27 protein-coding genes are annotated in these 25,431 nt (G+C 67.0%); 5 read left to right on the forward strand and 22 right to left on the reverse strand.

Annotated elements, in window-relative coordinates:
- Positions 1-5: 5 nt before the first annotated feature.
- The 14 genes from dapF to dapA all read right to left on the reverse strand — a co-directional run bounded on the left by dapF (position 6) and on the right by dapA (position 13,913).
- A complete protein-coding gene (dapF, locus tag ACIOSY_RS03740) occupies positions 6-878 on the reverse strand; it encodes a diaminopimelate epimerase (RefSeq protein WP_400849233.1) in 873 nt (290 codons plus the stop codon).
- A gap of 16 nt (positions 879-894) precedes the next feature.
- The gene (locus tag ACIOSY_RS03745; protein ID WP_400849236.1) at positions 895-1,368 is read right to left on the reverse strand and encodes a GNAT family acetyltransferase; all 474 of its coding nucleotides are present in this window, start codon (positions 1,366-1,368) and stop codon (positions 895-897) included.
- A 50-nt stretch (positions 1,369-1,418) separates the two neighbouring features.
- On the reverse strand, positions 1,419-1,949 hold the full coding sequence (locus ACIOSY_RS03750; RefSeq protein WP_400849239.1) for a dihydrofolate reductase family protein: 531 nt from the start codon (positions 1,947-1,949) through the stop codon (positions 1,419-1,421).
- Between the two features lie 39 nt (positions 1,950-1,988).
- Positions 1,989-2,921, reverse strand: coding sequence for a tRNA (adenosine(37)-N6)-dimethylallyltransferase MiaA (gene miaA / locus ACIOSY_RS03755; RefSeq protein ID WP_400849242.1), 933 nt, complete (start codon positions 2,919-2,921; stop codon positions 1,989-1,991).
- Positions 2,918-4,465: a tRNA (N6-isopentenyl adenosine(37)-C2)-methylthiotransferase MiaB gene (gene miaB, locus ACIOSY_RS03760; RefSeq protein ID WP_400849245.1), complete on the reverse strand. Its 1,548-nt coding sequence runs from the start codon at positions 4,463-4,465 to the stop codon at positions 2,918-2,920. The genes miaA and miaB overlap by 4 nt, the downstream gene beginning before the upstream one ends.
- Positions 4,466-4,512: 47 nt before the next feature.
- A complete protein-coding gene (locus ACIOSY_RS03765) occupies positions 4,513-4,956 on the reverse strand; it encodes a regulatory protein RecX (protein ID WP_400849248.1) in 444 nt (147 codons plus the stop codon).
- Positions 4,957-5,333: 377 nt separating this feature from the next.
- The gene (gene recA, locus ACIOSY_RS03770) at positions 5,334-6,383 is read right to left on the reverse strand and encodes a recombinase RecA (RefSeq protein WP_400849251.1); all 1,050 of its coding nucleotides are present in this window, start codon (positions 6,381-6,383) and stop codon (positions 5,334-5,336) included.
- Between the two features lie 267 nt (positions 6,384-6,650).
- On the reverse strand, positions 6,651-6,875 hold the full coding sequence (locus tag ACIOSY_RS03775; RefSeq protein ID WP_400849253.1) for a DUF3046 domain-containing protein: 225 nt from the start codon (positions 6,873-6,875) through the stop codon (positions 6,651-6,653).
- 24 nt (positions 6,876-6,899) lie between these two features.
- On the reverse strand, positions 6,900-7,208 hold the full coding sequence (locus tag ACIOSY_RS03780) for a helix-turn-helix domain-containing protein (RefSeq protein ID WP_400849256.1): 309 nt from the start codon (positions 7,206-7,208) through the stop codon (positions 6,900-6,902).
- A gap of 141 nt (positions 7,209-7,349) precedes the next feature.
- Positions 7,350-7,835 carry a CinA family protein gene (locus tag ACIOSY_RS03785; protein WP_400849259.1) on the reverse strand — a complete coding sequence of 162 codons (486 nt, stop codon included), beginning with the start codon at positions 7,833-7,835 and terminating at the stop codon, positions 7,350-7,352.
- On the reverse strand, positions 7,832-8,407 hold the full coding sequence (gene pgsA, locus ACIOSY_RS03790; protein ID WP_400849262.1) for a CDP-diacylglycerol--glycerol-3-phosphate 3-phosphatidyltransferase: 576 nt from the start codon (positions 8,405-8,407) through the stop codon (positions 7,832-7,834). Before pgsA ends, ACIOSY_RS03785 begins: the two co-directional genes overlap by 4 nt.
- Entirely contained in the window at positions 8,407-11,139 is a 2,733-nt protein-coding gene (locus ACIOSY_RS03795; protein WP_400849265.1) for a DNA translocase FtsK, read from the reverse strand. The genes pgsA and ACIOSY_RS03795 overlap by 1 nt, the downstream gene beginning before the upstream one ends.
- 66 nt (positions 11,140-11,205) lie before the next feature.
- Positions 11,206-12,882 (reverse strand): ribonuclease J, encoded by a 1,677-nt coding sequence (locus ACIOSY_RS03800; RefSeq protein WP_400849268.1) that lies wholly within the window; start codon positions 12,880-12,882, stop codon positions 11,206-11,208.
- A 53-nt stretch (positions 12,883-12,935) separates the two neighbouring features.
- A complete protein-coding gene (dapA, locus tag ACIOSY_RS03805; protein WP_400849272.1) occupies positions 12,936-13,913 on the reverse strand; it encodes a 4-hydroxy-tetrahydrodipicolinate synthase in 978 nt (325 codons plus the stop codon).
- A gap of 136 nt (positions 13,914-14,049) precedes the next feature.
- On the opposite strand from dapA, the gene ACIOSY_RS03810 reads away from it, so the two are divergent.
- Positions 14,050-14,595, forward strand: a complete 546-nt coding sequence (locus ACIOSY_RS03810; RefSeq protein WP_400849275.1) for an NUDIX domain-containing protein — start codon at positions 14,050-14,052, stop codon at positions 14,593-14,595.
- A gap of 10 nt (positions 14,596-14,605) precedes the next feature.
- Here the strand turns inward: ACIOSY_RS03810 and ACIOSY_RS03815 are convergent, their stop codons facing one another.
- The 3 genes from ACIOSY_RS03815 to ACIOSY_RS03825 are packed head-to-tail and all read right to left on the reverse strand — an operon-like array spanning position 14,606 to position 16,649.
- Positions 14,606-15,367 carry an SDR family NAD(P)-dependent oxidoreductase gene (locus ACIOSY_RS03815; protein ID WP_400849278.1) on the reverse strand — a complete coding sequence of 254 codons (762 nt, stop codon included), beginning with the start codon at positions 15,365-15,367 and terminating at the stop codon, positions 14,606-14,608.
- Complete coding sequence (locus ACIOSY_RS03820) at positions 15,367-15,843, reverse strand: dihydrofolate reductase (RefSeq protein ID WP_400849281.1); 477 nt, start codon at positions 15,841-15,843, stop codon at positions 15,367-15,369. The genes ACIOSY_RS03815 and ACIOSY_RS03820 overlap by 1 nt, the downstream gene beginning before the upstream one ends.
- The gene (locus ACIOSY_RS03825) at positions 15,840-16,649 is read right to left on the reverse strand and encodes a thymidylate synthase (RefSeq protein ID WP_400849284.1); all 810 of its coding nucleotides are present in this window, start codon (positions 16,647-16,649) and stop codon (positions 15,840-15,842) included. The genes ACIOSY_RS03820 and ACIOSY_RS03825 overlap by 4 nt, the downstream gene beginning before the upstream one ends.
- Positions 16,650-16,768: 119 nt before the next feature.
- On the opposite strand from ACIOSY_RS03825, the gene ACIOSY_RS03830 reads away from it, so the two are divergent.
- The 3 genes from ACIOSY_RS03830 (at position 16,769) to ACIOSY_RS03840 (ending at position 18,289) form a co-directional block, all read left to right on the forward strand.
- A complete protein-coding gene (locus tag ACIOSY_RS03830) occupies positions 16,769-17,182 on the forward strand; it encodes a thioredoxin family protein (RefSeq protein WP_400849287.1) in 414 nt (137 codons plus the stop codon).
- Positions 17,183-17,201: 19 nt separating this feature from the next.
- Entirely contained in the window at positions 17,202-17,780 is a 579-nt protein-coding gene (locus ACIOSY_RS03835; protein ID WP_400849290.1) for a DUF4395 domain-containing protein, read from the forward strand.
- 83 nt (positions 17,781-17,863) lie between these two features.
- A complete protein-coding gene (locus ACIOSY_RS03840) occupies positions 17,864-18,289 on the forward strand; it encodes an OsmC family peroxiredoxin (protein WP_400849293.1) in 426 nt (141 codons plus the stop codon).
- Between the two features lie 9 nt (positions 18,290-18,298).
- Here the strand turns inward: ACIOSY_RS03840 and ACIOSY_RS03845 are convergent, their stop codons facing one another.
- The 5 genes from ACIOSY_RS03845 to ACIOSY_RS03865 form a co-directional block, all read right to left on the reverse strand.
- Entirely contained in the window at positions 18,299-18,736 is a 438-nt protein-coding gene (locus ACIOSY_RS03845; protein WP_400849296.1) for a hypothetical protein, read from the reverse strand.
- A complete protein-coding gene (gene dapB, locus ACIOSY_RS03850) occupies positions 18,733-19,473 on the reverse strand; it encodes a 4-hydroxy-tetrahydrodipicolinate reductase (protein ID WP_400849299.1) in 741 nt (246 codons plus the stop codon). The genes ACIOSY_RS03845 and dapB overlap by 4 nt, the downstream gene beginning before the upstream one ends.
- Positions 19,474-19,540: 67 nt before the next feature.
- A complete protein-coding gene (locus ACIOSY_RS03855) occupies positions 19,541-20,143 on the reverse strand; it encodes a histidine phosphatase family protein (protein WP_400849302.1) in 603 nt (200 codons plus the stop codon).
- Positions 20,144-20,222: 79 nt separating this feature from the next.
- A complete protein-coding gene (locus tag ACIOSY_RS03860; protein WP_400849305.1) occupies positions 20,223-21,248 on the reverse strand; it encodes an aldo/keto reductase in 1,026 nt (341 codons plus the stop codon).
- 218 nt (positions 21,249-21,466) lie between these two features.
- Positions 21,467-23,743, reverse strand: a complete 2,277-nt coding sequence (locus tag ACIOSY_RS03865) for a polyribonucleotide nucleotidyltransferase (protein WP_400849308.1) — start codon at positions 23,741-23,743, stop codon at positions 21,467-21,469.
- Positions 23,744-24,108: 365 nt separating this feature from the next.
- Here ACIOSY_RS03865 and ACIOSY_RS03870 point away from each other — a divergent pair, with 365 nt between their 5' ends.
- A complete protein-coding gene (locus ACIOSY_RS03870) occupies positions 24,109-25,419 on the forward strand; it encodes a UDP-glucose dehydrogenase family protein (protein WP_400849311.1) in 1,311 nt (436 codons plus the stop codon).
- Positions 25,420-25,431 lie beyond the last annotated feature (12 nt).

Consider the following 25,431-nt stretch of genomic DNA (forward strand, 5'->3'; position numbering starts at 1 on the left):
GCAGGTCAGGCGAGTTCCACCTCGCCGTGGAACGACAGCTGTGCGGGACCGGCGAGTGCGACATGCTCGCCGTCTTCCGCCGGGAACATGCGAACTCCGAGCGTGCCACCGGGCACTTCTACGCGCCAGTTGTGCGGAGCCTGCTCCCCCGCCCAATATCGAACCGCGAGAGCCGTGGCGGCCACGCCGGTACCGCAGCTGAGGGTCTCGCCCACTCCGCGCTCGAAGACTCGCATCGTCACATGTCCGATGCCATCGCGCACGAGGGGCTCACTGGGAACGACGAACTCCACGTTCGCTCCGGCCGGAAGAGCCGGCTCGAGCAGTGGAATGCGATGAAGATCCAATGACGCGAGTTCCGCTTCCGATGCCACGGCGACGACCACGTGAGGATTGCCGACGTCGATACCGAGGCCGGGGCGGGTGACCGAGAGTCCGCTGGCGGTCACGAGCGGGTCGTCGCCGGACAGCCGCCAACGCCCCAGATCGACCTGGTACCCGTTCTCGCTGCGAGTGACGTCGCGCACTCCGGCGCGTGTGCCGATGGGAAGCGTCGTTCCCGGCTCGATCGACGCCAGTCCCGACCACACGAGGTAGTGCGCGAAGACGCGGATGCCGTTGCCGCACATCTCGGCGATCGAGCCGTCGGCGTTGCGGTAGTCCATGAACCACTCGGCGTCGGGCTCTTCGGCGAGTGAGGCCGCCCCGGCATCGAGAGCCGACGAACGGACGACCCGGAGCACACCGTCTGCACCGATGCCGAAGTGTCGATCGCAGAGGGCCGCCACCTGCTGATCCGTGAGATCGAGTGCTCCCTCCGGGTCGGCGATGATGACGAAATCGTTGCCCGTGCCATGCCCCTTGGTGAATGCGACCATCACACCAGTCTAGAGATCAGACATCGGCGATCAGGCGCTTGCCGGTGTTCGCCACCGAGAACCGCTCATATCCCAGAGCGTCGTAGAAGCCGAGCACTTCGTCGTTGCCCTCGCGCACCATGAGCTGCACCTTCGGGCATCCTCTATCTCGGAGCATCCGTTCCGCCTCGCCGACGAGCGCGCGAGCGATGCCCTGCCCACGGTGCGACGCTGCGGTGGCCAGGTAATACAGCCACCCGCGGTGGCCGTCGTACCCGGCCATCACCGAGCCGACGACCCGAGCTGACACGTCTCCGTGCTGCTCTTCCTGCAGCGACTGCGCATCACTCGGGGATTCCACCGCCACGAGGAACATTTCCGGTTGCACGCCGAGCTTGCGTTCGATGTCGAGCCGCGGGTCGTTCCAGGGGCGTGTCAGGCCCGCCTCGGTCCACAACGCGATCACCTCGTCGGTGTCGCTCCGATCGAATGCACGCACGTTCCAGGTCACCGATTCACCTCTCTTACGACGACAGAGGTGACGAGCTTATCGGGCCAGGATCATGACGTGACGACGCGGTAGCGCCCGCAGAGGAAGCTGCGGTTTTGCGCGACCTCGAGCAGTTCGAGGTCGAGCTCCCGCGGCAACAACGGAGCACCGGATCCGAGGGTGACGGGCGCGTACTGGATCCAGACCTCATCGAGCAGCCTGAGGTCGGCGAACTGCCCGGCGAGTTCCCCCCCTCCGACGATCCAGAGGTCTTTCTCCCCCGCCGCGGCGCGCATCTCGTCGTGAACCCGGGCGACATCACCGGATGCGAAACGGATATCGGCACCCACCGGACCGGGGAGGTCACGGTGGGTGAAGACCCAGGTCGGCTGTTCATAGGGCCACGGATCGTCGCCCTGATTCCGGAGCAGCCATTCGTACGTCGACGCGCCCATCGCGAGAGCACCGATGCGCTTCTCGAAGGCCGAATACGCCATCGGTCCGTCTTGATCGATGTCCTGCTTGAGGAGCCAGTCGAGAGAGTGCTCGTTCGTCGCGATGAACCCGTCGAGGCTCGACGCCGTGTAGAAGTGCGTGGTCATCTGAGGAGTCTGGCACCGGCCACCGACATCGAGTTCAGCTCACGGCGAGAGCAGCGTGCTCGCAATCACCGGCGCATCGTGCCATTCGAGACCCGGGTAGCGTTTGAACCACGACACCTGACGCCGTGCATAACGTCGGGTCAGAGCCTGCGTCTCGGCGATGGCGTCATGTTCACTGAGGCGACCTTCGAGTTGTCCGAGCGCCTGCGCGTAGCCGATCGCACGCCCCGCGGTGACGCCGCGTTCGAGCCCGTCGCGCAGCGCCTCGACCTCGCCGACCAATCCCGCATCCCACATGCGTTCGACGCGCGCGTCCAACCGGGCGACCAGTTCGGATCGCTCGACGTGGAGACCGATGAGCCGTGTGCGCGGCTGCCAGAGCGTCGGAGCGTCGGGAAGCGCTGCGCCATGTGTCGCGCTCCCCTGCTCGAGCACCTCCAGAGCGCGGACAACGCGCCGGGTGTTATGGGGGTCGATGCGCGCGGCGGCCCCCGGATCAGCATCCTTCAGCCGCGTCAGCAGATGCGCTGCTCCTCGTTCGGCCAGCTCCTGCTCGATCCTCTCGCGAATAGCGGGGTCGCGCGGAGGGAACTGGAAGTCGAAGACGACGCTCGAGACGTAGAGCCCCGAACCGCCGACGAGGATCGCGTCGCCGCCGCGTTCCTGGATGTCTGCGACGACTGCGCGCGCGTGCGGCTGATACCAAGCCACCGCGGCCTCTTGATCGACGTCGCGCACGTCGAACAGGTGGTGCGGGATGCCGCGGCGCTCGGCGACCGGAAGCTTCGCGGTGCCGATGTCCATTCCCCGGTAGAGCTGCATCGCGTCGGCATTGACGACCTCGGCGGCGTTACCGCCCGATCGCAGCAACTCCGCGAGGTCGAGAGCGAGGTCGCTCTTGCCTGTTCCCGTCGCTCCGACGATGGCCCAGAGGCGCGGCGCAGCGTGCTCGTGGAGGGAGATCGTACTCACACGCCGACGCGGAGCGTGGGCAGACCGAGCGAGACGGCACGGGGCCCGCCGTCGCCCACCGGAGCGGGCACGGCGCACGACTCGGACTGCGAACGATCCCAGGCGTCACCGCCGCGCGTGCGGCGAATGCGGAGCGGCTGCCCCGTCGGGTCGTCGGCGAGCAGATGGAAGGGCGCCGCGCGCGTGATCGTGACGGTGACCATATCGCCCGGGCGCGGCAGCTCCGAGCCCGGCGTGACCTCGAAGTGGACCAGGCGATTGTCTTCTGCTCGCCCTGTGAGGCGATGCGTCTCGGCGTCTTTCTTGCCCTCGCCCATCGATACGAGGACTTCGACTTCGCGCCCCACCTGTTTCTGGTTCTCTTCGAGGGAGATGCGCTCCTGGAGGGCGATGAGACGGTTGTACCGTTCCTGAACGACCGCCTTGGGGATCTGGTCCTCCATGGTCGCCGCAGGTGTACCTTCGCGAATCGAGTATTGGAAGGTGAACGCTCCGGAGAACCGCGAGGCTTCCACCACGCGCATCGTGTCTTCGAAGTCCTCCTCGGTCTCTCCGGGGAAGCCGACGATGATGTCGGTCGTGATCGACGCGTTCGGCATGCGTTCGCGCACCCGGTCGAGAATGCCGAGGAACTTCTCGCTGCGGTACGACCGGCGCATCGCCTTGAGGATGCGGTCGCTACCGGACTGGAGCGGCATGTGCAACTGGGGCATCACGCTCGTCGTCTCGGCCATCGCATCGATGACGTCGTCGGTGAAGGCCGCGGGATGCGGGCTGGTGAATCGGATGCGCTCCAGCCCATCGATCTCACCGGCGGCACGAAGCAACTTGCCGAAGGCATGCCGATCACCGAACTCCACACCGTACGAGTTGACGTTCTGTCCGAGCAGGGTGACCTCGATCGCGCCGTCGTCGACGAGCAGCCGGATCTCGTTGAGGATGTCTCCGGGACGGCGGTCCTTCTCCTTGCCGCGGAGGCTGGGCACGATGCAGAAGGTGCAGGTGTTGTTGCAACCGACGGAGATCGACACCCATCCGCTGTGCGCCGCGTCGCGCTTCGTCGGAAGCGTGGAGGGGAACACTTCGAGCGACTCGAGGATCTCGAGCTCGGCGTCGCCGTTGTGACGAGCACGCTCGAGCAGACCGGGAAGCGATCCCATGTTGTGCGTGCCGAACACGACGTCGACCCAGGGAGCCTTGTCGATCACGGTCTGCTTGTCCATCTGCGCGAGGCATCCGCCCACTGCGATCTGCATGCCGTCTTTCCGGCGCTTCACACCGGCGAGCTGGCCGAGTGTTCCGTACAGCTTTCCTGCCGCGTTGTCGCGCACCGCGCACGTGTTGATGATCACGACATCGGCTTCCGTGCCCTCGACGGCGCGTACGTAGCCGGCGCTCTCCAGCGATCCGGAGAGCCTCTCGGAGTCATGCACGTTCATCTGGCACCCGAAGGTGCGCACTTCGTACGATCGCTGGCGACCGTCGGCATCGAATGCTGCTGACGACGAGGAGATGATCGTCGGTTCACTGCGCGGGATAGTCATGATGGATCCATTGTACGAGCGAGAACTCGCCTCACCACCGCTGCCCCCTAGTCGGATTCGACGAAGTGCACCCCGGAGGGACGACCGCCGAACGAGGCTTCACCGAGCGCGGTCTTCGCCGCACGCATCGCCACTGCTCCGTTGTACCCGCGGCGGGAGAGCTGCCCCACCAGGCGGCGGAGTGCGGTGTCGTTGTCGAGGCGGGAGAGGGACCGCGCTTTGGTGCGGGCGAAGTCGAGCGCACGTTCTGCGTCATCGTCGGGGAGCTCGTCGAGAGCCACGGCGATCACATCACGAGGAATGCCCCGCTGAGCCAAAGACCGCGACAGTGCGACGCGTCCCTGACCCTTTCGCTCCGCGCCCGAGGTGACGAGCGACTGCGCGAGAGTCGCGTCATCGAGATAGTTGCGGCGCAAGAAGTCGTCGATCACATCGTCGATCTGTGCTGCATCGAGGCCGTGTCCGCGCAGCACCTGGCGAGCTTCCGACACGGAGAGCGATCGTGATCGCAGCTTCCGGACGAGGGCCTCTTCCGCCGCCACGCGCACCTGCTCAGGATCGGGTGCCTGGTCATCGGCCTCGTCAGACGGGCCGTCATTCTGAGACTGGAGTCCGCGGAGCTGGGGTGCGACCACACGATCACGCCCACCATGAGCCGGGGGACGATCGCTCGGCGTTCCCTCACGACTCGCGGACGGGGTCGGCCGCGCAGGCACGTCCGACCGCAAATCGGCTGCGACCACGGTCGCTGGCATCGAATCTGCTTTTTCGACACCACGCGCGCTCGCACCGCGATCGAAAAGCGGGATGACGGGGGCGAGCCGCTCGGAGGATCCGTCCGGCCCGCCCCCATTGTCACTGTTCATGATCAGGCCGGGCGACGCTCGGCGAGCTCATCAGCCGGCTCCGCAGCGGCGACTGCGCCTCCGATACCGAGCTTCTGCTTGATCTGCGTCTCGATCGCCAGTGCGACGTCGGGGTTGTTGAGGAGGAACGTGCGCGCGTTCTCCTTACCCTGGCCGAGCTGGTCACCGTCATAGGTGTACCAAGAGCCCGACTTCTTCACGATGGCGTGCTCGACGCCGAAATCGATCAGGCTGCCCTCTCGCGAGATCCCCACACCGTAGAGGATGTCGAACTCTGCCTGCTTGAACGGCGGAGCCATCTTGTTCTTGACCACCTTGACGCGCGTGCGGTTACCCACTGCGTCGGTGCCATCTTTCAGCGTCTCGATACGACGGATGTCGAGGCGGACGGAGGCGTAGAACTTCAGTGCCTTACCGCCGGCGGTCGTCTCGGGCGAGCCGAAGAAGACACCGATCTTCTCGCGCAACTGGTTGATGAAGATCATCGTCGTGTTGGTCTGGTTCAGCCCACCGGTGAGCTTGCGCAGTGCCTGCGACATGAGACGAGCCTGGAGACCCACGTGGGAGTCGCCCATCTCGCCTTCGATCTCGGCGCGAGGCACGAGTGCGGCGACCGAGTCGATAACGATCAGGTCGATGGCACCGGAACGAACGAGCATGTCGGCGATCTCGAGCGCCTGCTCACCCGTGTCGGGCTGGGACACCAGGAGGGCGTCGATATCGACACCGAGCTTGGCGGCGTAGTCGGGGTCGAGTGCGTGCTCGGCATCGATGAACGCTGCGATGCCACCGGCACGCTGCGCGTTGGCGATCGCGTGGAGCGTCAGGGTCGTCTTACCCGAGGACTCCGGTCCGTAGATCTCGACGATGCGGCCGCGCGGCAGACCACCCACTCCGAGAGCGACATCGAGTGCGATGGATCCTGTCGGGATGACGGCGACAGGAGCCCGATCATCACTGCCCAGCCGCATGACCGAGCCCTTTCCGAACTGGCGGTCGATCTGGGCGAGTGCGGTCTCGAGGGACTTCTCGCGGTCTGCGGGTGATGGCATGTCATGCTCCTACTGCTCGCGTGGTGCCGCCTGTAGGCTGTCGCGGCGTTCCCGGTTGGGAACAACTCTCCGACAAGGCGTATGGCTCATCGGCCATGTCATCACCGTACGAGGGGCCTCCGACATTCCGTCGACGGTCCTTCTGCATCGGTGGACAACAAGCTTCTGCGAGCCACTGTGCAGAAGACTACGCTCGCTTCGAACAGATATTCGACGACACGCCGTCAGAGGCGATCGTTATCCCGGATCACTCGAACATGGCGCGCGTCACCGCTTGCGGGGTTCCAGCCTTCCCACGCCGTACCGTCGCGACTCCGGCACTTCCATCTCCGTGCACAGAGCGAGCCAGATATCGCGCGGAGGCAGTCCGGCCGCCAGCGCCTCCTTGGCGGTGCGGCCGGACAGAGGACTCAGAACGAGGTCGTTCAACAGCGACGACGACCGCCCCGGGAACTCGTCCTCGACGGCACGAAGAAATTCACTGCGTCGCATTGCGAAAGAACGGTGGTGCGGAACTCAGTGCAGAGTGAGTTCGGGCTCGATCGAAGCGACCAGGTCGTCAGGAACGACGTCCGGGAACACCTGGATGCCTTCGAGCACCGAGATACGATCGCCGACCTCGCGCATGATGGTCGAGATGGGAACGTCGAGCGCATCGGCCACCGAGGCGAGGATCTCGCTCGATGCCTCTTTCTGACCGCGCTCGACCTCACTGAGGTAACCGAGAGCAACGGAAGCCTTGCTTGCGACCTGTCGAAGGGTGCGGCCCTTCTGCAGGCGGAAGTCCCTCAGCACATCGCCGATTTCCTGTCGTACAAGAATCATCGGAACCTCCTCCCCAATCGGTGTCCCGGGGTATCCCCCGACGGGACAGCCAGTCTAGTCGTATCGACGTTCACACAATCTACCTTCGCACGCTGTGGTTTCGATGTGAGCACGATGGTCACAACAGCCGTCCTCACTCCGCTATTCCCTCAATGCACTCACCAGCATGGAGAGAGCGGCATCGACGGCCTGCTCTCTGATCCGCGCCCGGTCCCCATCGAACAGAAACGCCTGCGTCTCCGCGCGCTCCGGCGTGACGACGCCGATGTGCACCGTCCCGACCGGTTGCCCGTCCGTGGACTCGGGGCCGGCGATTCCCGTCGTCGACATGCCCACGGCCGCATCCGCCCCGTCGACCGCCAGTGCCCGACGCACTCCCTCGGCCATCTGCAGCGCGACCTCGGGATGAACCGGGCCGTACTCCTCGAGAAGTCGCGCGTCGACACCCAGCAGCGTGTGTTTGATCGGCGTCGCGTACGCCACGACCCCTCCCACGAACACGGACGAGGCACCGGCGACGGAGACGAGCGCGGAACTCACCGCGCCCCCCGTGAGCGACTCGGCCACACCGACCGTCCAACCTCGCTCGCGAAGCGCCTCGATCGCCGCCCGAGCCGAAGCGCTCACCGCGGAGTCCGAGACCCTCGCACTTGGGCGACGATGTAATCGATCCCGCTGACCACGGTGAGGATGAGGACGATGATCATGAGGATCGCCGTCACCAGCGTCCACGGCTCGAGCCCGATCACCACGTGCAGCGGGAGGAGCGCCCATCCGAGTGCGACACCCTGCACCGCGGTCTTGATCTTGCCCATCCATGCCGCGGCGACCACATGCTCTTTCACGACCATCAGACGGTGGATCGTGATGCCCCACTCGCGCACGAGGATGATGACGACGATCCACCAGTTGACCTCCCCGAGAATCGCGAGGCCGATGAACCCGGCGCCGGTGAGAAGCTTGTCGGCGATCGGATCCCAGAGCTTGCCGAAGTCGCTGACGATGTCGTAACGGCGGGCGAGATAGCCATCGACCCAGTCCGTCGAGATCGCCACGATGAACAGGATCCCCGCGGCCCAGCGCAAACCGAGATCAGGGATTCCGAATGTTCCTCCCATCAAGAGGAGCACGAAGAACACCACCGCCAGCGGGATGCGTGCGACGGTGATCGCGTTGGGCAGCTGCCGAGGAATGGCCATCAGTCGCGTCCCGTCAGGCCCCAGGCGTCTTCGTCGCCCTCCGCCTCGACGACGGGCAGCCCGTCGAACTGCGCCTCGACGGCATCCGACGCCATGCCCGACATCGGCGCGGCCGCGGCGGGCGCGGCGGGAGCAGCCGCAGCAGGAGCATCGTCGCCGCGGAGCCTCGACATCACGCCCGCGAGCTGCTCGGCCGTGACGAGCACGTCACGGGCCTTCGATCCCTCGGACGGGCCGACGATCTCGCGCGATTCCAGCAGATCCATGAGTCGTCCGGCCTTCGCGAAACCGACGCGGAGCTTGCGCTGCAGCATCGACGTCGAACCGAACTGCGTCGAGACGACGAGCTCCGCTGCCGCGAGGAGCAGCTCGAGGTCGTCGCCGATGTCTTCGTCGACCTCTTTCTTGCGCGGTTCGAGCGATTCCTGCACGTCGGAGCGGTACTCCGGTCGCGCCTGGCGGGTGACGTGCTTGACGACGGCGTCGATCTCTTTCTCATCGACCCACGCACCCTGAAGACGGAACGGCTTGGAACTGCCCATGGGCGAGAACAGCGCGTCGCCCTGACCGATGAGCTTGTCGGCTCCGGGGCTGTCGAGGATGACACGGCTGTCGGTGACGCTGGTCACCGCGAAGGCGAGCCGCGAGGGCACGTTCGCCTTGATGAGGCCGGTGACCACGTCGACGCTGGGACGCTGGGTCGCGAGCACGAGGTGGATACCGGATGCTCGCGCGAGCTGGGTGATGCGCACGATCGAATCCTCGACGTCGCGCGGGGCGACCATCATGAGGTCCGCGAGCTCGTCGACGACGACCAGCAGGTACGGATACGGCTTGAGCACACGTTCGCTGCCGACCGGCAGAACGATCTCACCGGCACGGACGGCGCGGTTGAAGTCGTCGATGTGACGGTAGCCGAACGATGCGAGGTCGTCGTACCGCATGTCCATCTCCTTCACGACCCACTGCAGCGCTTCTGCTGCCTTCTTCGGGTTCGTGATGATGGGGGTGATGAGGTGAGGAACACCCGCGTAGCTCGTGAGCTCGACGCGCTTGGGGTCGATGAGCACCATGCGCACGTCCGTCGGCTTGGCACGCATCAGCAGGCTGGTGATCATCGAGTTGACGAAGCTGGACTTTCCCGAACCCGTGGAACCGGCGACCAACAGGTGGGGCATCTTCGCGAGGTTCGCGATGACGATGTTTCCACCGACGTCTTTTCCCACACCGATGGTCATCGGGTGCGTGCTCTTCTGCGCGGCCGGAGAGCGCAGCACGTCACCGAGAGCGACCATCTCCTTGTCGGCGTTGGGGATCTCGATGCCGATCGCGCTCTTGCCCGGGATGGGCGAGAGGATGCGCACATCGTTCGATGCGACGGCATAGGCGAAGTTGTTGCTCAGCTGCAGGATCTTCTCGACCTTGACGCCGTGGCCGACCTCGACCTCGTACTGCGTCACTGTCGGTCCGCGCGAGAACCCGGTGACCTTGGCGTCGACCTTGAACTGCGTCAGCACATTCGTGATCTGCTCGATCACCTTGTCGGTCGCCTCGGACCGCATGACGGGAGGCGGGCCCTCCACGAGCAGGGTGGGGGCCGGAAGGATGTACGGAGTGACCGGAGCCTGAGGGCCGCCGTCTCCGGGGCCTTCCGTGCCGAATCCGTCGAGCCCGGGCAGCTCCGGCATCTCTCCCGTGTCGGATGCGTCGTCGAGCAGCGCGGTCGTCTGCTGCTCGGCGAGCGAATCCGCGACCGAGCGGACCTCCGAGAGGACCTCTGTGGCCGCGTCGTAGGGGTTCTCGACGACGACGGCCTGGTCGTAGGCGGGCGTGGCCTCGGTGGTAGACAGCAGAGCGGTGATGTCGTCGGAGCCGAGGGTCCCCTCGTCGGGGTCTTCCTCCCGGCCCGTCTTGTTGCGGCGCCACCAGGGCAGCACGTTCTCGTCGTCGGTCTTGTCGGACTCGTCGACGACGGGGTCTGCCGTCTTCGGGGCCGGTCGTTCGGCGTCGAACATCCAGGCGTAGAGATCGCCGAGACGGGCGCCGATGCGATTCGGCGGCGTCTTGGTCAGGATCAGGATGCTGAGCGCGGCGATCAGACCGAGCACGACGTAGGCGACGAGCGGGTGCAGGAGAGCCAACGGCTCCCCCACCAGCCAGCCGGCCAGCCCTCCGGCTTCGCTCACTGCGGGAGGACCCTGGCTCGGGTGCGGGCGAGACAGGACGCCGGCGCGGTCAGAGGTACCGGCAGCGACATGGCTGATGCCGGCGAGGGCGATCACGAACAGGCCGAAGCCGATGCCGATGCGACCGTTGTCGTGCACCGAAGAAGGGTGGCGGAAGAGCCATCCCGCGAGCAGGAGGAAGAGCACCGGCATGAAGAACGCGATGCGCCCGACGAGCAGCCCCACCGAGTAGGCGCTGATGTTCGAGGCGACCTCGTTGCCGATGAAGAACCACTCGTTGACCGCGCCGAGAACCGCCAGCAGCACCAGCAGGAACGGGAAACCGTCGCGGCGGTCATCCTTCTCGAGAGTCTCCGGCCCGAAGGCGCGGAAGATCCCCCCGACGCCGTGGGCGAGGCCCACCCATGCCCGGACGATCACCGGCGGCTTGTCGAGCTCATCGATGTACTTCTTGGGCGCAGGCGTGGCTTTGGGGGCCGTCTGCCGCTTGGGGCGTGACGGTGCGCTCTCCGAAGCGCGCGCAGATTTCGTGGTACTCCTGGCCATGCCCTCACGTTACGGGCAGGAACAGACATCGCCCCGTAATGACGCGGCAATCCGCCGATCTGGTGGTCAGGCCTCGATCACCAGCGGCACGATCATCGGACGACGACGGAGCCGCTGGTTCACCCACCGGCCGATCGTGCGGCGGACGACCTGGGACAGCGCGTGCGTGTCGCGCACGCCGTTGCCGGCGGCCTCCTTGAGGGCCGCGACGATCTTCGGCGTGACGTCGTCGAAGACGGAGTCGTCCTCGGCCACACCACGGGCGTGGATCTCCGGTCCGGAGATGATCCGTCCCGTCGCGGCATCCACCACGACGATGACGGAGATGAACCCCTCTTCGCCGAGGATCCGACGGTCCTTGAGATCCGCATCGGTGATCTCGCCGACGGTCGAGCCGTCGACGTAGACGAAACCGAGGTCGAGTTGACCGACGACCTTCGCGATGCCGTCCTTCAGGTCGATCACGGTGCCGTTCGAACCGATGATCGTGCGCTCCTCGGGGATTCCCGTCTCCTGCGCGAGCTTCGCGTTCGCGATGAGGTGACGGTACTCGCCGTGCACGGGAAGAACATTCTTCGGCGTGAGGATGTTGTAGCAGTAGATCAGCTCGCCGGCGGCGGCGTGGCCCGACACGTGCACGCGGGCGTTCGCCTTGTGCACGACATTGGCTCCCAGCTTCGTGAGCCCGTCGATCACCCGGTACACGGCGTTCTCATTGCCCGGAATCAGGCTCGACGCGAGGATGACGGTGTCGCCCTCGCTCACCTCGATCGCGTGGTCCATGTTCGCCATGCGGCTGAGCACGGCCATGGGCTCGCCCTGGGAACCCGTCGACATGTAGACGATCTGCTCGTCGGGGAGATCGCGGGCCTTCTTGAAGTCGATGAGGACTCCGGCCGGGACCTTCAGGTAACCCAGCTGCTCGGCGATCGTCATGTTGCGCACCATGCTGCGCCCCAGGAAAGCGACCCGCCGTCCGTGAGCGGCAGCGGCATCGATGACCTGCTGCACGCGGTGCACGTGGCTCGAGAAGCTGGCGACGATCACTCGACGGGGCGCCTTGCCGATCACCTGGTCGAGCACGGGACCGATCGAGCGCTCGGTCGGCGTGAAGCCCGGCACATCGGCGTTCGTCGAATCGACGAGGAACAGATCGACGCCCTCTTCACCGAGGCGGGCGAACGCGCGCAGGTCGGTGATGCGACCGTCGAGAGGAAGCTGGTCCATCTTGAAGTCGCCGGTCGCGAGCACGAGGCCCGCAGGCGTGCGGATCGCGACGGCGAGAGCATCCGGGATCGAGTGGTTGACGGCCACGAACTCGAGATCGAACGGGCCGACCTTCTCGTGCTGTCCTTCCTTCACCGTCAGCGTGAAGGCCTTGATGCGGTGCTCCTTGAGCTTCGCCTCGACGAGCGCGAGGGTGAGTCCGGAGCCGATCAGGGGGATGTCGCCCTTCAGACGGAGCAGGTAGGGAACGGCACCGATGTGATCTTCGTGACCGTGGGTGAGCACGACCCCGACGATGTCGTCGAGTCGATCGCGGATCGGTTCGAAGTCCGGCAGGATCAGGTCGACGCCGGGCTGGTGCTCCTCGGGGAAGAGCACGCCGCAGTCGACGATCAGGATCTTGCCGTCGTACTCGAACATGGTCATGTTGCGACCGATTTCGCCGAGTCCTCCGATGGGGGTGACGCGCAGCGTTCCCTGTTCGAGTGACGCGGGTTCTGCAAGGGGAATGGACATGCTGTCTCCTCAGTCGGACACTGTGCGCGTCCGTTCGTTCATGGCGACGCGGGTCAGCGCGTCGTGCCGTGCACCTTCGGCAGGGCACCACCGGCGGCCGCATTGCGGTCGGGGCGGAAGTTGGAGAAATCGGCGCCCGGGACGCCGTTCACGAGATCGAGCTCATCTTCGATGAGGGCTGCTTCCCACTCCTCCGGACCGACGAGCGGAAGCCGCACGCGCGGGCTGGAGATGCGACCCAGTCCGTGGAGGATGTACTTCGCCGCGACGGTTCCCGGAACGTGCGTCATGACCGCCCGCACGAGCGGCTCGAGCCTCTGGTGCTCGGCGGTCGCCGTCGCGAGGTCGCCTCGGTTCACCGCGTCGACGATCGTGCGGTAAGGGGTCGCGGTGATGTTTGCCGTCACGCCGATGAGTCCGGTCGCACCGATCGCGAGATGCGGGAGCACGTTGGCGTCGTCGCCGGAGAAGTACATGAGGTCGGTCTGATTGAGCACGCGGCTCACCTCGGAGAAGTCGCCCTTGGCGTCCTTCACGGCGAGGATGTTCGGATGCTTCGCGAGCCGGAGGATCGTCTCGTACTTGATCGGCACCCCGGTACGGCCCGGGATGTCGTACAGGATCACGGGGAGGTCGGTGGCATCGGCGACGAGCCGGAAGTGCGTGAGGATGCCCGCCTGCGTGGGCTTGTTGTAGTACGGCGTGACGATCATGATGCCGTCGGCACCGGCCTTCTCGCTGGCCTTGTAGAGCTCGATCGCATGCGCAGTCTCGTTCGAGCCACCGCCCGTGATGATCTTGGCGCGGCCGGCGGAGACGGACTTGCCCACCTCTACGAGCTTCAGCTTCTCGGGGTCCGTCAGGGTCGAGGTCTCGCCGGTCGTTCCCGTCACGACGATTCCGTCCGCACCCGCGGTGATGACGTCATCGATGTGCTTCTCGACGGCGGGCCAGTCGACTTCACCGTCGGCCGTCATCGGAGTGACGAGCGCGACGAGAACCTGTCCGAATGGGTTACCCGAGTGCGTCATGCCACCAGCGTATCGTCTCGGCTCCGGCTCATGCAGACGCCGCCGCCCCGATGACGCCGCTGCGCGTCGTGCTCCGTGCGGAGGAGCCAGCTCATCGGGCGATCCTGGGAAGCCACCCTCGACATAGGCTCGTCGCATGGCATGGGTGACGCACGGCTCCGACATCGTCTACACGAACCCGTGGATCGAGGTGCGCGAAGACTCGATCACCGGCCCCGGCGGCGACGGCATCTACGGAGTCGTGACGATGCGGCATCCTGCGGTCTTCGTCGTCGCGCTCGACGACCAGGAGCGCGTGTGCCTGGTGACCCTCGACCGCTACACCACGGGCCCCTCGGTCGAGGTCCCCGCCGGCGGCAGCGACGGCGAGCCCGCCCTCACCGCCGCACAGCGCGAGCTCCGCGAGGAGACCGGGTACGAGGCATCCGAATGGACCGCGCTGGGAACGATGCACGCGCTCAACGGCATCGCAGACGCCGCGGAGAACGTCTTCCTCGCCCGCGGCATCCGCGCCACGGGGTCGCCCGCCACGTCCGACGCGCAGGCGGAAGAGGGCATCGACGCCGTCACCTGGATCCCCTTCGCAGACATCCTCCGGATGATCTCCGACGGGCGCATCACAGACGGGGAGACGATCGCCGCGATCACCTACGCGGGAATCCGGCTCGGTCGCTTCCGCTGACCGCGGTCCGTCAGATCCGGCCCCGCCGCGCGACACCCGACGTCAGCGAGCTCGGGAGCACACTGGCCAGCGCCACGAGCGCCTTGTAGCGCAGAGACGGGATCGATACGGCCTTGCCACGTGCCGCGTCTCGCAAGCCCTCGCGGACGACCAGGGGCGCGTCGAGCCACATGATCGCCGGCACTCCCTCGTTCCCGGGAGCGAGTCCCATCCGCTCGTGGAAGCTGGTGTGGGTGAAACCGGGACAGAGAGCGGTGACGCTCACGCCGTCACGTGCATACTCCCCGTTCGCCCAGCGGCTGAACTGGATGAGCCATCCCTTGCACGCCGAGTACGTGGAGCGCGAGATGAACCCGGCGACGGATGCCACGTTGATGATGCGTCCGCCGCGCCCGCGCATCGTCTGCAGGGCAGCATGCATCAGGCGCATCGACGCCTCGACGTGCAGGCGCAGATGACGCACCTCGTCGTCGATGTCGTTGTCGGCGAAGCGCAACGACAGACCGAAACCCGCATTGTTCACGAGAAGGTCCACCGGATCGGACGCATCGCGGAGACGATCCGCGACGCGTTCGACACCGTCGTCGGTGGCGAGATCGGCGATGAGCACCTCGACGGCGACACCGAACTCGCCGCGGAGGTCGGCCGCGAGCGACTCGAGAGCGTCCGCCGTGCGGGCGACGAGAATCAGATCAGCCCCCCGGCGGGCGAGCTGGCGGGCGAACTCCGTGCCGAGCCCGGCACTCGCGCCCGTGATCAGTGCGGTGGGCATCAGCGCTCGTACCCGAGGAAGCGATAGCGGATGCCGGAGCGCGAAGTCTGCCACGCCCCCTCGTCGACGAGTCGCCAGCCCGCCGTCGAGGGAGCGTAGGCGTCGCCGTCGACCTCAAGATCGAGTTCGGTGACCTCGAGCCGATCGGCATCGCCGATCACCTGTCGGAAGATCTCCGCGCCACCGATGATCCAGACGCGGTCCTGACCGCGCACGGCGTCGGCCACGGTGGCAGCTCGACGGGCGCCGTCGGCCGACCAGTCCTGCTGCCGCGTGATCACGATGTTCTCGCGACCGGCGAGCGGGCGGAACCGTTCGGGCAAGGAGTCCCAGGTCTTGCGGCCCATCACGACGGGCGAGCCGAGCGTGACCTCCTTGAAGTGCGCGAGATCTTCGGGCACGTGCCAGGGCATGCCGCCCTCGGCACCGATGACCCCACCCGCCGCCTCGGCCCAGATCAGGCCGACCCAGGTCATACCGCCACCGCCGCGCGAATGGGCGCGTGATGCTGATAGTCCTCCACGACGAAGTCCTCGTACCGGTACTCGGAGATCGACTCCGGCCGGCGAGCGATGCGCAGCGTCGGGTACGGGAACGGATCGCGCGAAAGCTGCTCGGTCACCTGCTCGATGTGGTTGTCGTAGATGTGGCAGTCGCCGCCCGTCCATACGAAGTCGCCGGGCTCGAGCCCGACCTGCTGGGCGACCATCATGGTCAGGAGCGCGTACGAGGCGATGTTGAACGGCACGCCGAGGAACAAGTCGGCGCTGCGCTGGTACAGCTGGCACGAGAGCTTTCCGTCGGCGACGTAGAACTGGAACAGTGCGTGGCACGGGGCGAGGGCCATGTCGGGGATGTCGGCGGGGTTCCAAGCCGAGACGATCAGCCGCCGCGAGTCCGGGGAACGACGAATCTGCTCGATCACGTCCGACAGCTGGTCGATGCTCTGCCCATCGGGAGCCGGCCACGAACGCCACTGCACCCCGTACACGGGGCCGAGCTCACCGGACTCATCCGCCCACTCGTCCCAGATCGTGACGCCGTTGTCCTGCAACCAGCGCACGTTCGAGTCTCCGCGCAGGAACCAGAGCAGTTCGTAGGCGATCGACTTGAAATGCACGCGCTTCGTCGTGATCAGCGGGAAGCCCTCGGCCAGGTCGAATCGGATCTGGCGCCCGAAGACGCTCGTGGTGCCGGTGCCGGTGCGATCGGACTTGTGCGTACCGCTTTCGAGAACGTCGCGGAGCAGGTCTTCGTACGGCGTCGGGACGGCTTCGCTCATGCCCCCCACGATACCGCGCCGCGTCGCGCGACGGGCGGATGCCCGAGCCGCGCGATCCGCATTCGTCACGCTCCGACATATCCGCCCTCGACGCTTCAAGGGCGGAATATCCTCGATTCATGTCGCCCCTCCTCGCCCTCGGGATCATCGCCGCGCTCCTCGCGCTCACGGTGATCATCGGGCTGGTCGTGCGACGTCGCGACGGCCGCCGACGCACGGGCGGTGCGCTGCAGTTCGATCCGCTCGATGCACCGGCCGCCGAGTGGGGGTCGCGCGCGACGCTCGTGCAGTTCAGCACGGAGATGTGCGCCCGCTGCCCGCAGGTGCGGCGGATGCTCAGCGGCTACGCGGCGGATGACGGCGGTCTCCGTCACGTCGAGGTCGATCTCACGCATCGCCCCGATCTGTCGGCACGCTACAGGGTGCTCCAGACGCCCACGACCTTCGTCGTCGATGACACCGGCGCGGTGCGCGCACGGTTCCACGGCGTGCCGCAGCGGCACGCCCTCACCGAAGCACTCGCCGCCTTCTGAGGCGCGGACAGGACACCACATGTCAACTCCTGCAGGCATCGACCCGCGCGGTCCGCGCTTCGCCGCGACGATCACCGCCGTGCTGCTCCTCGTCGCGACGTTCCTCGGCCTCGTCGGGCTGTCCACCGCGCGCGCCGACGACGCATCGTTCGGATGGTTCGCCTACCAGCCCCTCGCCGATGCCACGTTCGCACCGACCGGATGGGCGATCGCGTCGAGCTCGCTCGCACAGCGCGCCCTCGATCCGGCATTCCTGCTCACTCTGGTCATCGCGCTGCTGTTCGTCTGGAGCGTCGTGGCACCGGCGACGGCGCCGTGGGGCGTTCTCTTCCGCCGCGCCATCCGCCCGCGACTGGCGCCGCCGACCGAGCTCGAAGACCCCCGTCCGCCGCGCTTCGCCCAGGGCGTCGGCCTCTTCGTCGTGAGCATCGGCCTCATCCTGCATCTGGCCGGCGTTCCCTGGGCTCTTCCGATCGCGACGGCCGCGGCGTTCATCGCCGCATTCCTGAACGCCGCCATCGGCCTCTGCCTCGGCTGCCAGCTCTACCTGCTGCTGCAGCGTGCCGGGCTGTTCGGACGCACGCGCCCCGCGGTCTGAACGCGGTTTCCCCGCGCCGACCCGGTCGCTAGGCTGGCGATGACGCGTCGCTGCTGCTCTGCAGCGCGAGAACCGGAGGAATCATGCCCGTCACCAGCGAAGCAGCCACCACCTGGACCGGATCCCTCGCCGACGGGTCGGGAACCGTCGCGTTCTCCTCGTCGAACCTCGGCACCTTCCCCATCGATTGGAAGGCGCGCAGCGAGGGAAGCAGCACCACCACGACGCCCGAAGAGCTCATCGCCGCCGCGCATGCCTCGTGCTTCAGCATGGCCCTCGCGCACGCCCTCGGCGAGAACGGCACCCCGCCGGAGCGCATCGATGCGAGTGCATCCGTCACGTTCAAGCCCGGGGTCGGGATCACGGGAAGCCACCTGAACGTGAACGCGGTCGTTCCCGGCCTCTCGCCCGAAGCCTTCCAGGAGATCGCGAACGGCGCGAAGTCCGGATGCCCGGTCTCTCAGGCGTTGTCCGGCATCGAGATCACCCTGGAGGCGACGCTCGCCTGAGACGTCGGCTCAGCTGCGTGAGAGGCGGATCGCCTCTCGGATGCTCGCACGGGCATCCTTGCGCCGCCCCGCAGCATCCTGCACCACTCCGAGCCGGAAGCGCGCACGCCAATCGGCTGGCAGCTCCGCGGCTTCGGCCGCGTACCGCTGGATCAACGGATCGGCGTCGGAACGCGCGATGCGACCGCTCGGCGTGAGTTCGGTTTCGGCGACCGGCATCCCGCCCTCGGCATCGAGCTCTCGCCCGAGTCGATCTGCCGCGAAACCGAACTGCGTCTCTTTGACGAGCGCCCAGGCGCCGATGAGAGGCATGACGATCAGGGCGACGCCCAACGCGATCGCGATCGGCTCACCGGTCGTGAGCATCAGCACCGCGCGCTGTCCGACCACCACGATGTAGAGCGCGAGGCAGAGCCCCATCACGCCCACGCCGATGCGCGACATCATGAGCGGATGCCGATATCGATCATGTTCTCGAGGCCGACCACGACGCCCGACGCATCGCGCGCGAACGGAACGGCCAGACGAATGCCGGGCGCGTACGCGAGCGCGGGCTCGACCGTGTCGTGAGTGAACGTGAGCGACTCCCCCGGTCCCGCGAGGATGACCTCCTGCTTCGCGATCACTCCGGGGCGACGCAGCGAATGGATCGGGATGCTCCCGACCTGCTGTCCGCGTGCGCGCTGATCCGCGTGAGGCGCACTCACCGGGCCGCGCTCGGAACGCGCAGCGGCGATCAGCTCGGCCGTTCGGACGGCGGTGCCGCTGGGCGAATCGATCTTCGTCTCGCGGTGCGCCTCGACGATCTCCGCCGAATCGAAGAACGGGGCCGCGAGAGCGGCCAGCGCGGACCCCAGGACGGAGCCGAGCGAGAAGTTCGGGATGAAGACCGCGCCCGTACCCGCAGCATCGACGAGCGGGCGGATCAGCGCGATGCGCTCCGCCGACCATCCCGAGGTCGCGACGAGCACGTTGACGCCGCGCTCGACGGCCGACCGCACGACATCGATGCTGACCTGGGGCGTGGATGCATCGACGACGAGGTCGGCACCGTCCAGTTCGGCGAGATCGCCCGAGGACGTGAGGACCCGGCCGACTTCGAAACCGTCGAGCTCACTGATCACCCCATGGATGATCGCTCCGAGCTTGCCGGTCCCACCGACGAGTGCTACCTGCGTGGTCATCTGTCCAGTCTATTGAGCGCACCCGCGCACACCGTCACGGGCGCGCGGGACGGGCGGTGTTCTCGCCTCAGACCGGGATCGCGTCGGGGATGCCGGTGCGCAGCTCGACAGGCAGGTGGCCGGTGTCGTTGTGGGTCAGCAGCGTCCAGGGGCGTCCCTGCTTCTGAGCGATCACGGTCAGACCGCAATGCGCCTGGTTGAGAGTCATCCAGCGCCACTCGGGTGCACCCAGCACCTCGCGCACGAACCACGAGATCACGAAGTTGTGCGTGATGAGCACCTCGTGCACATCACCGGTCTTGCGCACGAGGAACTCGTTGACCGCGTCGTACATCTGCGCGCCTCCGGCCTCAATCTCCGCCTCCGAGACCGAGCCGAAGAAGGGTTCGAATGCGGCCGGGGTCTCTTCGGTCATCCCTGTGGGCACGCAGTCGAAGAGGAGTGCCGTGGGTTCCGGATCGACCGAGGGAAGCCGGCCTGCGATGGCCCGTGCCGTCTCGTTGGCTCGCAGCAACGGCGAATGCCAGACGGCGTCGAGCGGCAGGCCGGACAGCCGGTCTGCGATCAGTTCGGCCTGCCGCTGGCCTCGAGGCGACAGGGGGCCGTCGGTGAGGCCGTGCTCGGCATCCTGATGTTCACCGTGTCTGACCAGATAGATGTAGTGCGTCACAACTCGCTCGCTTCATTGCCAGCGTCTGCCGGGCTTTCATCCACCCTATGCCACCCGTATGACAGTCGTGTGAAGACGCTCAGCTACCGGCACGTGCCAGCTCGGCGAGCTGCGTGCGCGACAGCGCCACCCCGGCGCCCTGCATGAGCTCGTCGACGTGGTCGGCGGCGAAGGCGTTGACGATCGGAGCCGCGATGGTGCGCTGGGCGAGCAACCAGGCGATGGAAACGGCCGCGACCGGGACGCTCAGCTCTTCGGCGACCTGATCGAGCGCGCGCAGGATTCGGATGCCCCGACGGTTCAGATGCCCCCGCAGCTGCTCGCCGCGCACACCGCGCGACGCGAGCGCCTTGTTGCGATGGCGGCCGGAGAGGAAACCGTGCTCGAGTGCGTGCGACGGTGTGACCGCCAGCCCCTGTGCCCCCGCGACCAGGCGGAGATCGCCCTCGAAGGGCTGTCGACGGACGAGGTTGTACGGCGTATCGATCACTTCGATGCGCGGGTAGCCCGCCGAAGCGAGGATACGAGCCTCGACGAGGCGTTCCGGCGCGAAGCCGAAGGCGCCGAGTGCGCCGATCTTGCCCGCGTCGACGAGCCACTCCACGGTGGCGAGAGTGTCTTCGAGATTGGTAGTGCCGTCGAGCGTGGCATCGAGGTAGAGCACATCGATGCGCTCTGCGCCGAGTCGCGTGAGAGAGCCTTCGACGGCACGGACGAGGTTCACCGATCCGAGCCCGGGGTTGTCGGCGTGGGCGCCGATGCGCGCGCTGAGCACGATGCCGTCGCGGAGGCCGCGAGACCGCAGCCACTGGCCGATGATGTGCTCGCTGCGCCCACCGGAGAAGCCGTCGGCGGTGTGGACCGCGTTGCCGCCGAACTCGACGTAGCGGTCGAGGATGCCGTGGCTGGTCTCGAGGTCAACGTTCCAGCCGAACTCGGCCGCACCGAGCATGAGCGGGAAGGTATCGAAGCCGGTCTCGCCCAAGGGCACGCGAATGGACTCGCCGATGCCGGGACCAACGATCGGGATCGGGGCGGAAGGATGTTCCGCGCCGTCCTGGGCGCGCTCGTCCGGTGCTCCCGCGCCTACGCTGAACAACCGCATATCCTCACCCCCACGTCAATCGGTGCGTGCCGACCTTCGTACCTGCTGTGATTGCACCCCCCGGTGCGTACTTCGAGAGTAAGCGACTCCGACGAATGCTCTGACCAATCCGCGGAACGGCGGGGAAACTTCCCGTAACGGTTTGATCACGGGAAAAAGGCGAGGGCCCGATGCCATCCGCAGGGATGACACCGGACCCTCGACTTCGGAGAAGCCGATTACTCGGCTGCGGCCTCCTCGGCCGGGGCAGCATCCGCCGCAGGAGCCTCGTCGATGACGGGCTCGAGCGACAGCTTGCCGCGGTCGTCGATCTTCGTGATCTTCACGAGGATCTTCTGGCCGACCGAGAGGACGTCGTCGACGTTCTCGACGCGCTTGCCACCGGCGAGTTTGCGCACCTCGGTGACGTGCAGCAGGCCGTCCTTACCGGGCAGCAGCGAGATGAACGCACCGAAGGTGGCGATCTTCACGACCGTACCGAGGAACTGCTCGCCGATCTCCGGGTTGGTCGGGTTCGCGATCGCGTTGACCTGGGCGCGGGCGGCCTCGGCCGACGGGCCGTCGGTCGCGCCGATGTAGACGGTGCCGTCCTCCTCGATGGAGATCTGAGCACCGGTCTCGTCCTGGATCGCGTTGATCGTCTTGCCCTTCGGGCCGATCAGCTCGCCGATCTTGTCGACCGGGATCTGCACGCTGATGACGCGCGGCGCGGTGGGCGCCATCTCGTCAGGAGCGTCGATCGCCGAGTTCAGGACGTTGAGGATCGTCAGACGCGCGTCGCGCGCCTGCGTCAGCGCACCAGCGAGAACCGAGGTCGGGATTCCGTCGAGCTTCGTGTCGAGCTGGATGGCCGTGACGAACTCGCTGGTACCGGCGACCTTGAAGTCCATGTCGCCGAGCGCATCTTCTGCACCGAGGATGTCGGTCAGAGCAGCGTAACGGGTCTCACCGTTGACCTCGTCGGAGACGAGGCCCATGGCGATACCGGCGACGGCGGCGCGCAGCGGCACACCCGCGTTGAGCAGCGAGAGTGTCGAGGCGCAGACCGATCCCATCGACGTCGAACCGTTGGAGCTGAGAGCCTCAGACACCTGGCGGATCGCGTAGGGGAACTCCTCGCGGCTCGGCAGCACCGGCACGAGCGCGCGCTCGGCGAGGAAGCCGTGCCCGATCTCGCGACGCTTCGGCGAACCGACGCGGCCGGTCTCACCGGTCGAGTAGGGCGGGAAGTTGTAGTGGTGCATGTAGCGCTTGCTCGTGGTGGGCGACAGCGAGTCGATCTGCTGCTCCATCTTGAGCATGTTCAGCGTGGTGACACCCAGGATCTGGGTCTCGCCGCGCTGGAAGATCGCGGAACCGTGCACGCGCGGGATGACCTGCACCTCGGCGTCGAGCGGACGGATGTCCGCCAGTCCACGACCGTCGATGCGCACGCTCTCGGTGAGGATGCGACCGCGGACGATCTTCTTCGTGACCGACTTGTACGCGGCGGAGAACTCCAGCGGAGCCGCGGCGGGCAGCTCGCCCGCTTCGGTCGCCGCGATGAGCTCGGCCTTGACGCGATCCTTGATCGCGTCGTCGGCGTTCTGACGCTCCTGCTTGTCGGCGATCTGGTAGACGCCCACGAGGTCGTCGTACGAGCGGCCGGCGACGAAGTCGTAGACCTCGCTGGTGTACGGCGGGAAGACCGGGTAGACACCCGGCTCCTTCGACGACGTGGCGGCGAGTTCTGCCTGAGCCTTGACGAGCTGGGCGATGAACGGCTTCGCCGCTTCGAGCCCCTGCGCGACGACGGTCTCGTCGGGCTTGGTGGCGCCGGCCTTGATCAGGTTCCAGCTGCCCTCGGTGGCTTCAGCCTCGACCATCATGATCGCGACGTCTTCGCTGCCGTCAGACTTGGTGACGACGCGACCGGCGACGATCAGGTCGAACACGGCCTCGCTGACCTGCGCGGCGGTCGGGAACGCGACCCACTGGTCGGCGTGCTCGCCCTGGCCGGGGATGAACGCGAGGCGCACACCGGCGACGGGGCCCGAGAACGGCAGACCGGAGATCTGCGTCGACGCGGAGGCCGCGTTGATCGCGAGGGCGTCGTAGAACTCGCCGGGTGCGATCGAGAGGACCGTGATGACGACCTGGACCTCGTTGCGCAGACCGTCGACGAACGACGGACGCAGGGGGCGGTCGATCAGACGGCAGACGAGGATCGCCTCGGTGGAGGGGCGACCTTCACGGCGGAAGAACGAGCCGGGGATCTTGCCGGCAGCGTACGAACGCTCTTCGACGTCGACGGTCAGCGGGAAGAAGTCGAAGCCTTCACGCGGGTGCTTGCCGGCGCTGGTGGCCGAGAGGAGCATGGTCTCGCCGTCGAGGTACGCGGCGACTGCGCCCTGAGCCTGCTGCGCGAGGCGGCCGGTCTCGAAGCGGATGGTGCGGGTGCCGAAGCGGCCGTTGTCGAGAACGGCCTCGGTGGCGGTGATTTCAGGACCTTCCAAGAGGTCTCTCCTTCTTTGTTTAGACTCGCGAATCCGTGTGACGCGCGAGCGCATTCATGAAGGAGCGGAACGGCCGGATATCGGGCGCACGAGCAGTGTCGCGAACATCGCCTGCGCTGGCCACCAGTAGAAAGCCACCCGACATCGCGCCGAGGAACCCACCACAGGGGACCAGCTTCTCCGCCGATCGCTCCATGAGTCGATATGAAATTGTGCGGCTTCTTAGAAGACAGCCGCACCAACTCTACCAGCGACACCCTGAAATACCGCGTGATCCGGCTCCGCGTCCAACGGTCATGAACCGGCCACGGGGCGTTCACCTCTCGGCTCCCGGCACGTGGCGGGCATCGGGTGAGGTGAGAACCATGCGCATGTCAGTGATCGGCTGCGGGTACCTCGGTGCCGTGCACGCCGCAGCGATGGCCTCGATCGGACACGACGTCATCGGCATCGATGTCGACGAAGCGAAGGTCGCGATGCTGCAACGCGGGGATGCGCCCTTCTTCGAACCGCAGCTCGGCGAGCTCCTGCGGCAGGGAATCGATGCCGGCCGCCTACGCTTCACGAGCCGGATGGCGGATGCCGGCGGCGCCGACGTCCATTTCCTCGCCGTCGGGACGCCCCAGGTGCAGGGCGGGCACGCCGCGGATCTGCGGTACGTGGACGCCGCCGTCGACGCCCTGCTCCCCCACCTGCGCCCCGGGGACGTGCTCGCCGGCAAGTCCACCGTGCCCGTCGGCACCGCAGCGGCGATCGCTCGTCGCATCGACCCGACGGGCGCGACCGTCGTCTGGAACCCGGAGTTCCTGCGCGAGGGCTGGGCCGTGCACGACACGCTCACCCCCGACCGGATCGTCGTCGGGGTGCCCGACACCACCGACGGCGCCGCGGCGGTCGAAACGATCCGCGCGTCTTACTCGTCGGCCATCGATGCCGGAACGCCGTTCCTGGTCACCGATCTCGCGACCGCGGAGCTGGTCAAGGGCGCGGCCAACGCCTTCCTCGCCACGAAGATCTCCTTCATCAACGCGATGGCCGAGATCGCCGACGCAGCGGGCGCCGACGTCACTCTGCTGGCCGACGCGCTCGGCCACGACACCCGGATCGGTCGTCGGTACCTCGGATCGGGCATCGGATTCGGCGGAGGCTGTCTCCCCAAGGACATCCGCGCCTTCGCCGCTCGCGCCGAGGAGTTGGGCCGCGGCGAGTCGGTCGTCTTCCTGCGCGAGGTCGACGCCATCAATCTGCGCCGCAGGGATCGTGCCGTGCAGCTGGTGATCGATGCGCTCGACGGCCGCGTGTTCGGGCGGCGCATCGCGGTGCTCGGCGCCGCCTTCAAGCCGTTCAGCGACGACATCCGCGACTCTCCGGCCCTCGACGTGGCCGTTCGGCTCCGCGGCCTCGGTGCGGATGTGATCGTCACGGATCCCGCGGCCATCGACAACGCTGCCGCCGTGCATCCGCAGCTCGGCTACGCCCGCGATCGCGACGACGCCCTGCGCGACGCCGACGCCGTGGTCGTGGTGACCGAGTGGGACGAGTACCGCCGCGATCTCTCCCCCGCTCACGCCGGCGGGCTCGTGCGCAACCGGATCATCATCGACGGGCGCAACTGCCTGGACGCCGCAGCATGGCGCGCAGCCGGGTGGAACTATCGCGGGATGGGCCGGCGCTGACCCCCGGAACGG

Origin of the sequence: Microbacterium sp. NPDC087665 (genome assembly GCF_044743285.1) — a bacterium.
Lineage (GTDB): Bacteria > Actinomycetota > Actinomycetes > Actinomycetales > Microbacteriaceae > Microbacterium.

What these genes read in the sequence shown, in the direction of transcription:
- dapF (WP_400849233.1), bottom strand. Translation starts at nt 878, where the DNA reads ATGGTCGCATTCACCAAGGGGCATGGCACGGGCAACGATTTCGTCATC.
- ACIOSY_RS03750 (WP_400849239.1), bottom strand. Translation starts at nt 1,949, where the DNA reads ATGACCACGCACTTCTACACGGCGTCGAGCCTCGACGGGTTCATCGCG.
- miaB (WP_400849245.1), bottom strand. Translation starts at nt 4,465, where the DNA reads ATGACTATCCCGCGCAGTGAACCGACGATCATCTCCTCGTCGTCAGCA.
- recA (WP_400849251.1), bottom strand. Translation starts at nt 6,383, where the DNA reads ATGCCATCACCCGCAGACCGCGAGAAGTCCCTCGAGACCGCACTCGCC.
- ACIOSY_RS03775 (WP_400849253.1), bottom strand. Translation starts at nt 6,875, where the DNA reads ATGCGACGCAGTGAATTTCTTCGTGCCGTCGAGGACGAGTTCCCGGGG.
- ACIOSY_RS03780 (WP_400849256.1), bottom strand. Translation starts at nt 7,208, where the DNA reads ATGATTCTTGTACGACAGGAAATCGGCGATGTGCTGAGGGACTTCCGC.
- pgsA (WP_400849262.1), bottom strand. Translation starts at nt 8,407, where the DNA reads ATGGCCATTCCTCGGCAGCTGCCCAACGCGATCACCGTCGCACGCATC.
- ACIOSY_RS03795 (WP_400849265.1), bottom strand. Translation starts at nt 11,139, where the DNA reads ATGGCCAGGAGTACCACGAAATCTGCGCGCGCTTCGGAGAGCGCACCG.
- ACIOSY_RS03800 (WP_400849268.1), bottom strand. Translation starts at nt 12,882, where the DNA reads ATGTCCATTCCCCTTGCAGAACCCGCGTCACTCGAACAGGGAACGCTG.
- dapA (WP_400849272.1), bottom strand. Translation starts at nt 13,913, where the DNA reads ATGACGCACTCGGGTAACCCATTCGGACAGGTTCTCGTCGCGCTCGTC.
- ACIOSY_RS03810 (WP_400849275.1), top strand. Translation starts at nt 14,050, where the DNA reads ATGGCATGGGTGACGCACGGCTCCGACATCGTCTACACGAACCCGTGG.
- ACIOSY_RS03815 (WP_400849278.1), bottom strand. Translation starts at nt 15,367, where the DNA reads ATGCCCACCGCACTGATCACGGGCGCGAGTGCCGGGCTCGGCACGGAG.
- ACIOSY_RS03820 (WP_400849281.1), bottom strand. Translation starts at nt 15,843, where the DNA reads ATGACCTGGGTCGGCCTGATCTGGGCCGAGGCGGCGGGTGGGGTCATC.
- ACIOSY_RS03825 (WP_400849284.1), bottom strand. Translation starts at nt 16,649, where the DNA reads ATGAGCGAAGCCGTCCCGACGCCGTACGAAGACCTGCTCCGCGACGTT.
- ACIOSY_RS03830 (WP_400849287.1), top strand. Translation starts at nt 16,769, where the DNA reads ATGTCGCCCCTCCTCGCCCTCGGGATCATCGCCGCGCTCCTCGCGCTC.
- ACIOSY_RS03835 (WP_400849290.1), top strand. Translation starts at nt 17,202, where the DNA reads ATGTCAACTCCTGCAGGCATCGACCCGCGCGGTCCGCGCTTCGCCGCG.
- ACIOSY_RS03840 (WP_400849293.1), top strand. Translation starts at nt 17,864, where the DNA reads ATGCCCGTCACCAGCGAAGCAGCCACCACCTGGACCGGATCCCTCGCC.
- ACIOSY_RS03845 (WP_400849296.1), bottom strand. Translation starts at nt 18,736, where the DNA reads ATGATGTCGCGCATCGGCGTGGGCGTGATGGGGCTCTGCCTCGCGCTC.
- dapB (WP_400849299.1), bottom strand. Translation starts at nt 19,473, where the DNA reads ATGACCACGCAGGTAGCACTCGTCGGTGGGACCGGCAAGCTCGGAGCG.
- ACIOSY_RS03860 (WP_400849305.1), bottom strand. Translation starts at nt 21,248, where the DNA reads ATGCGGTTGTTCAGCGTAGGCGCGGGAGCACCGGACGAGCGCGCCCAG.
- ACIOSY_RS03870 (WP_400849311.1), top strand. Translation starts at nt 24,109, where the DNA reads ATGCGCATGTCAGTGATCGGCTGCGGGTACCTCGGTGCCGTGCACGCC.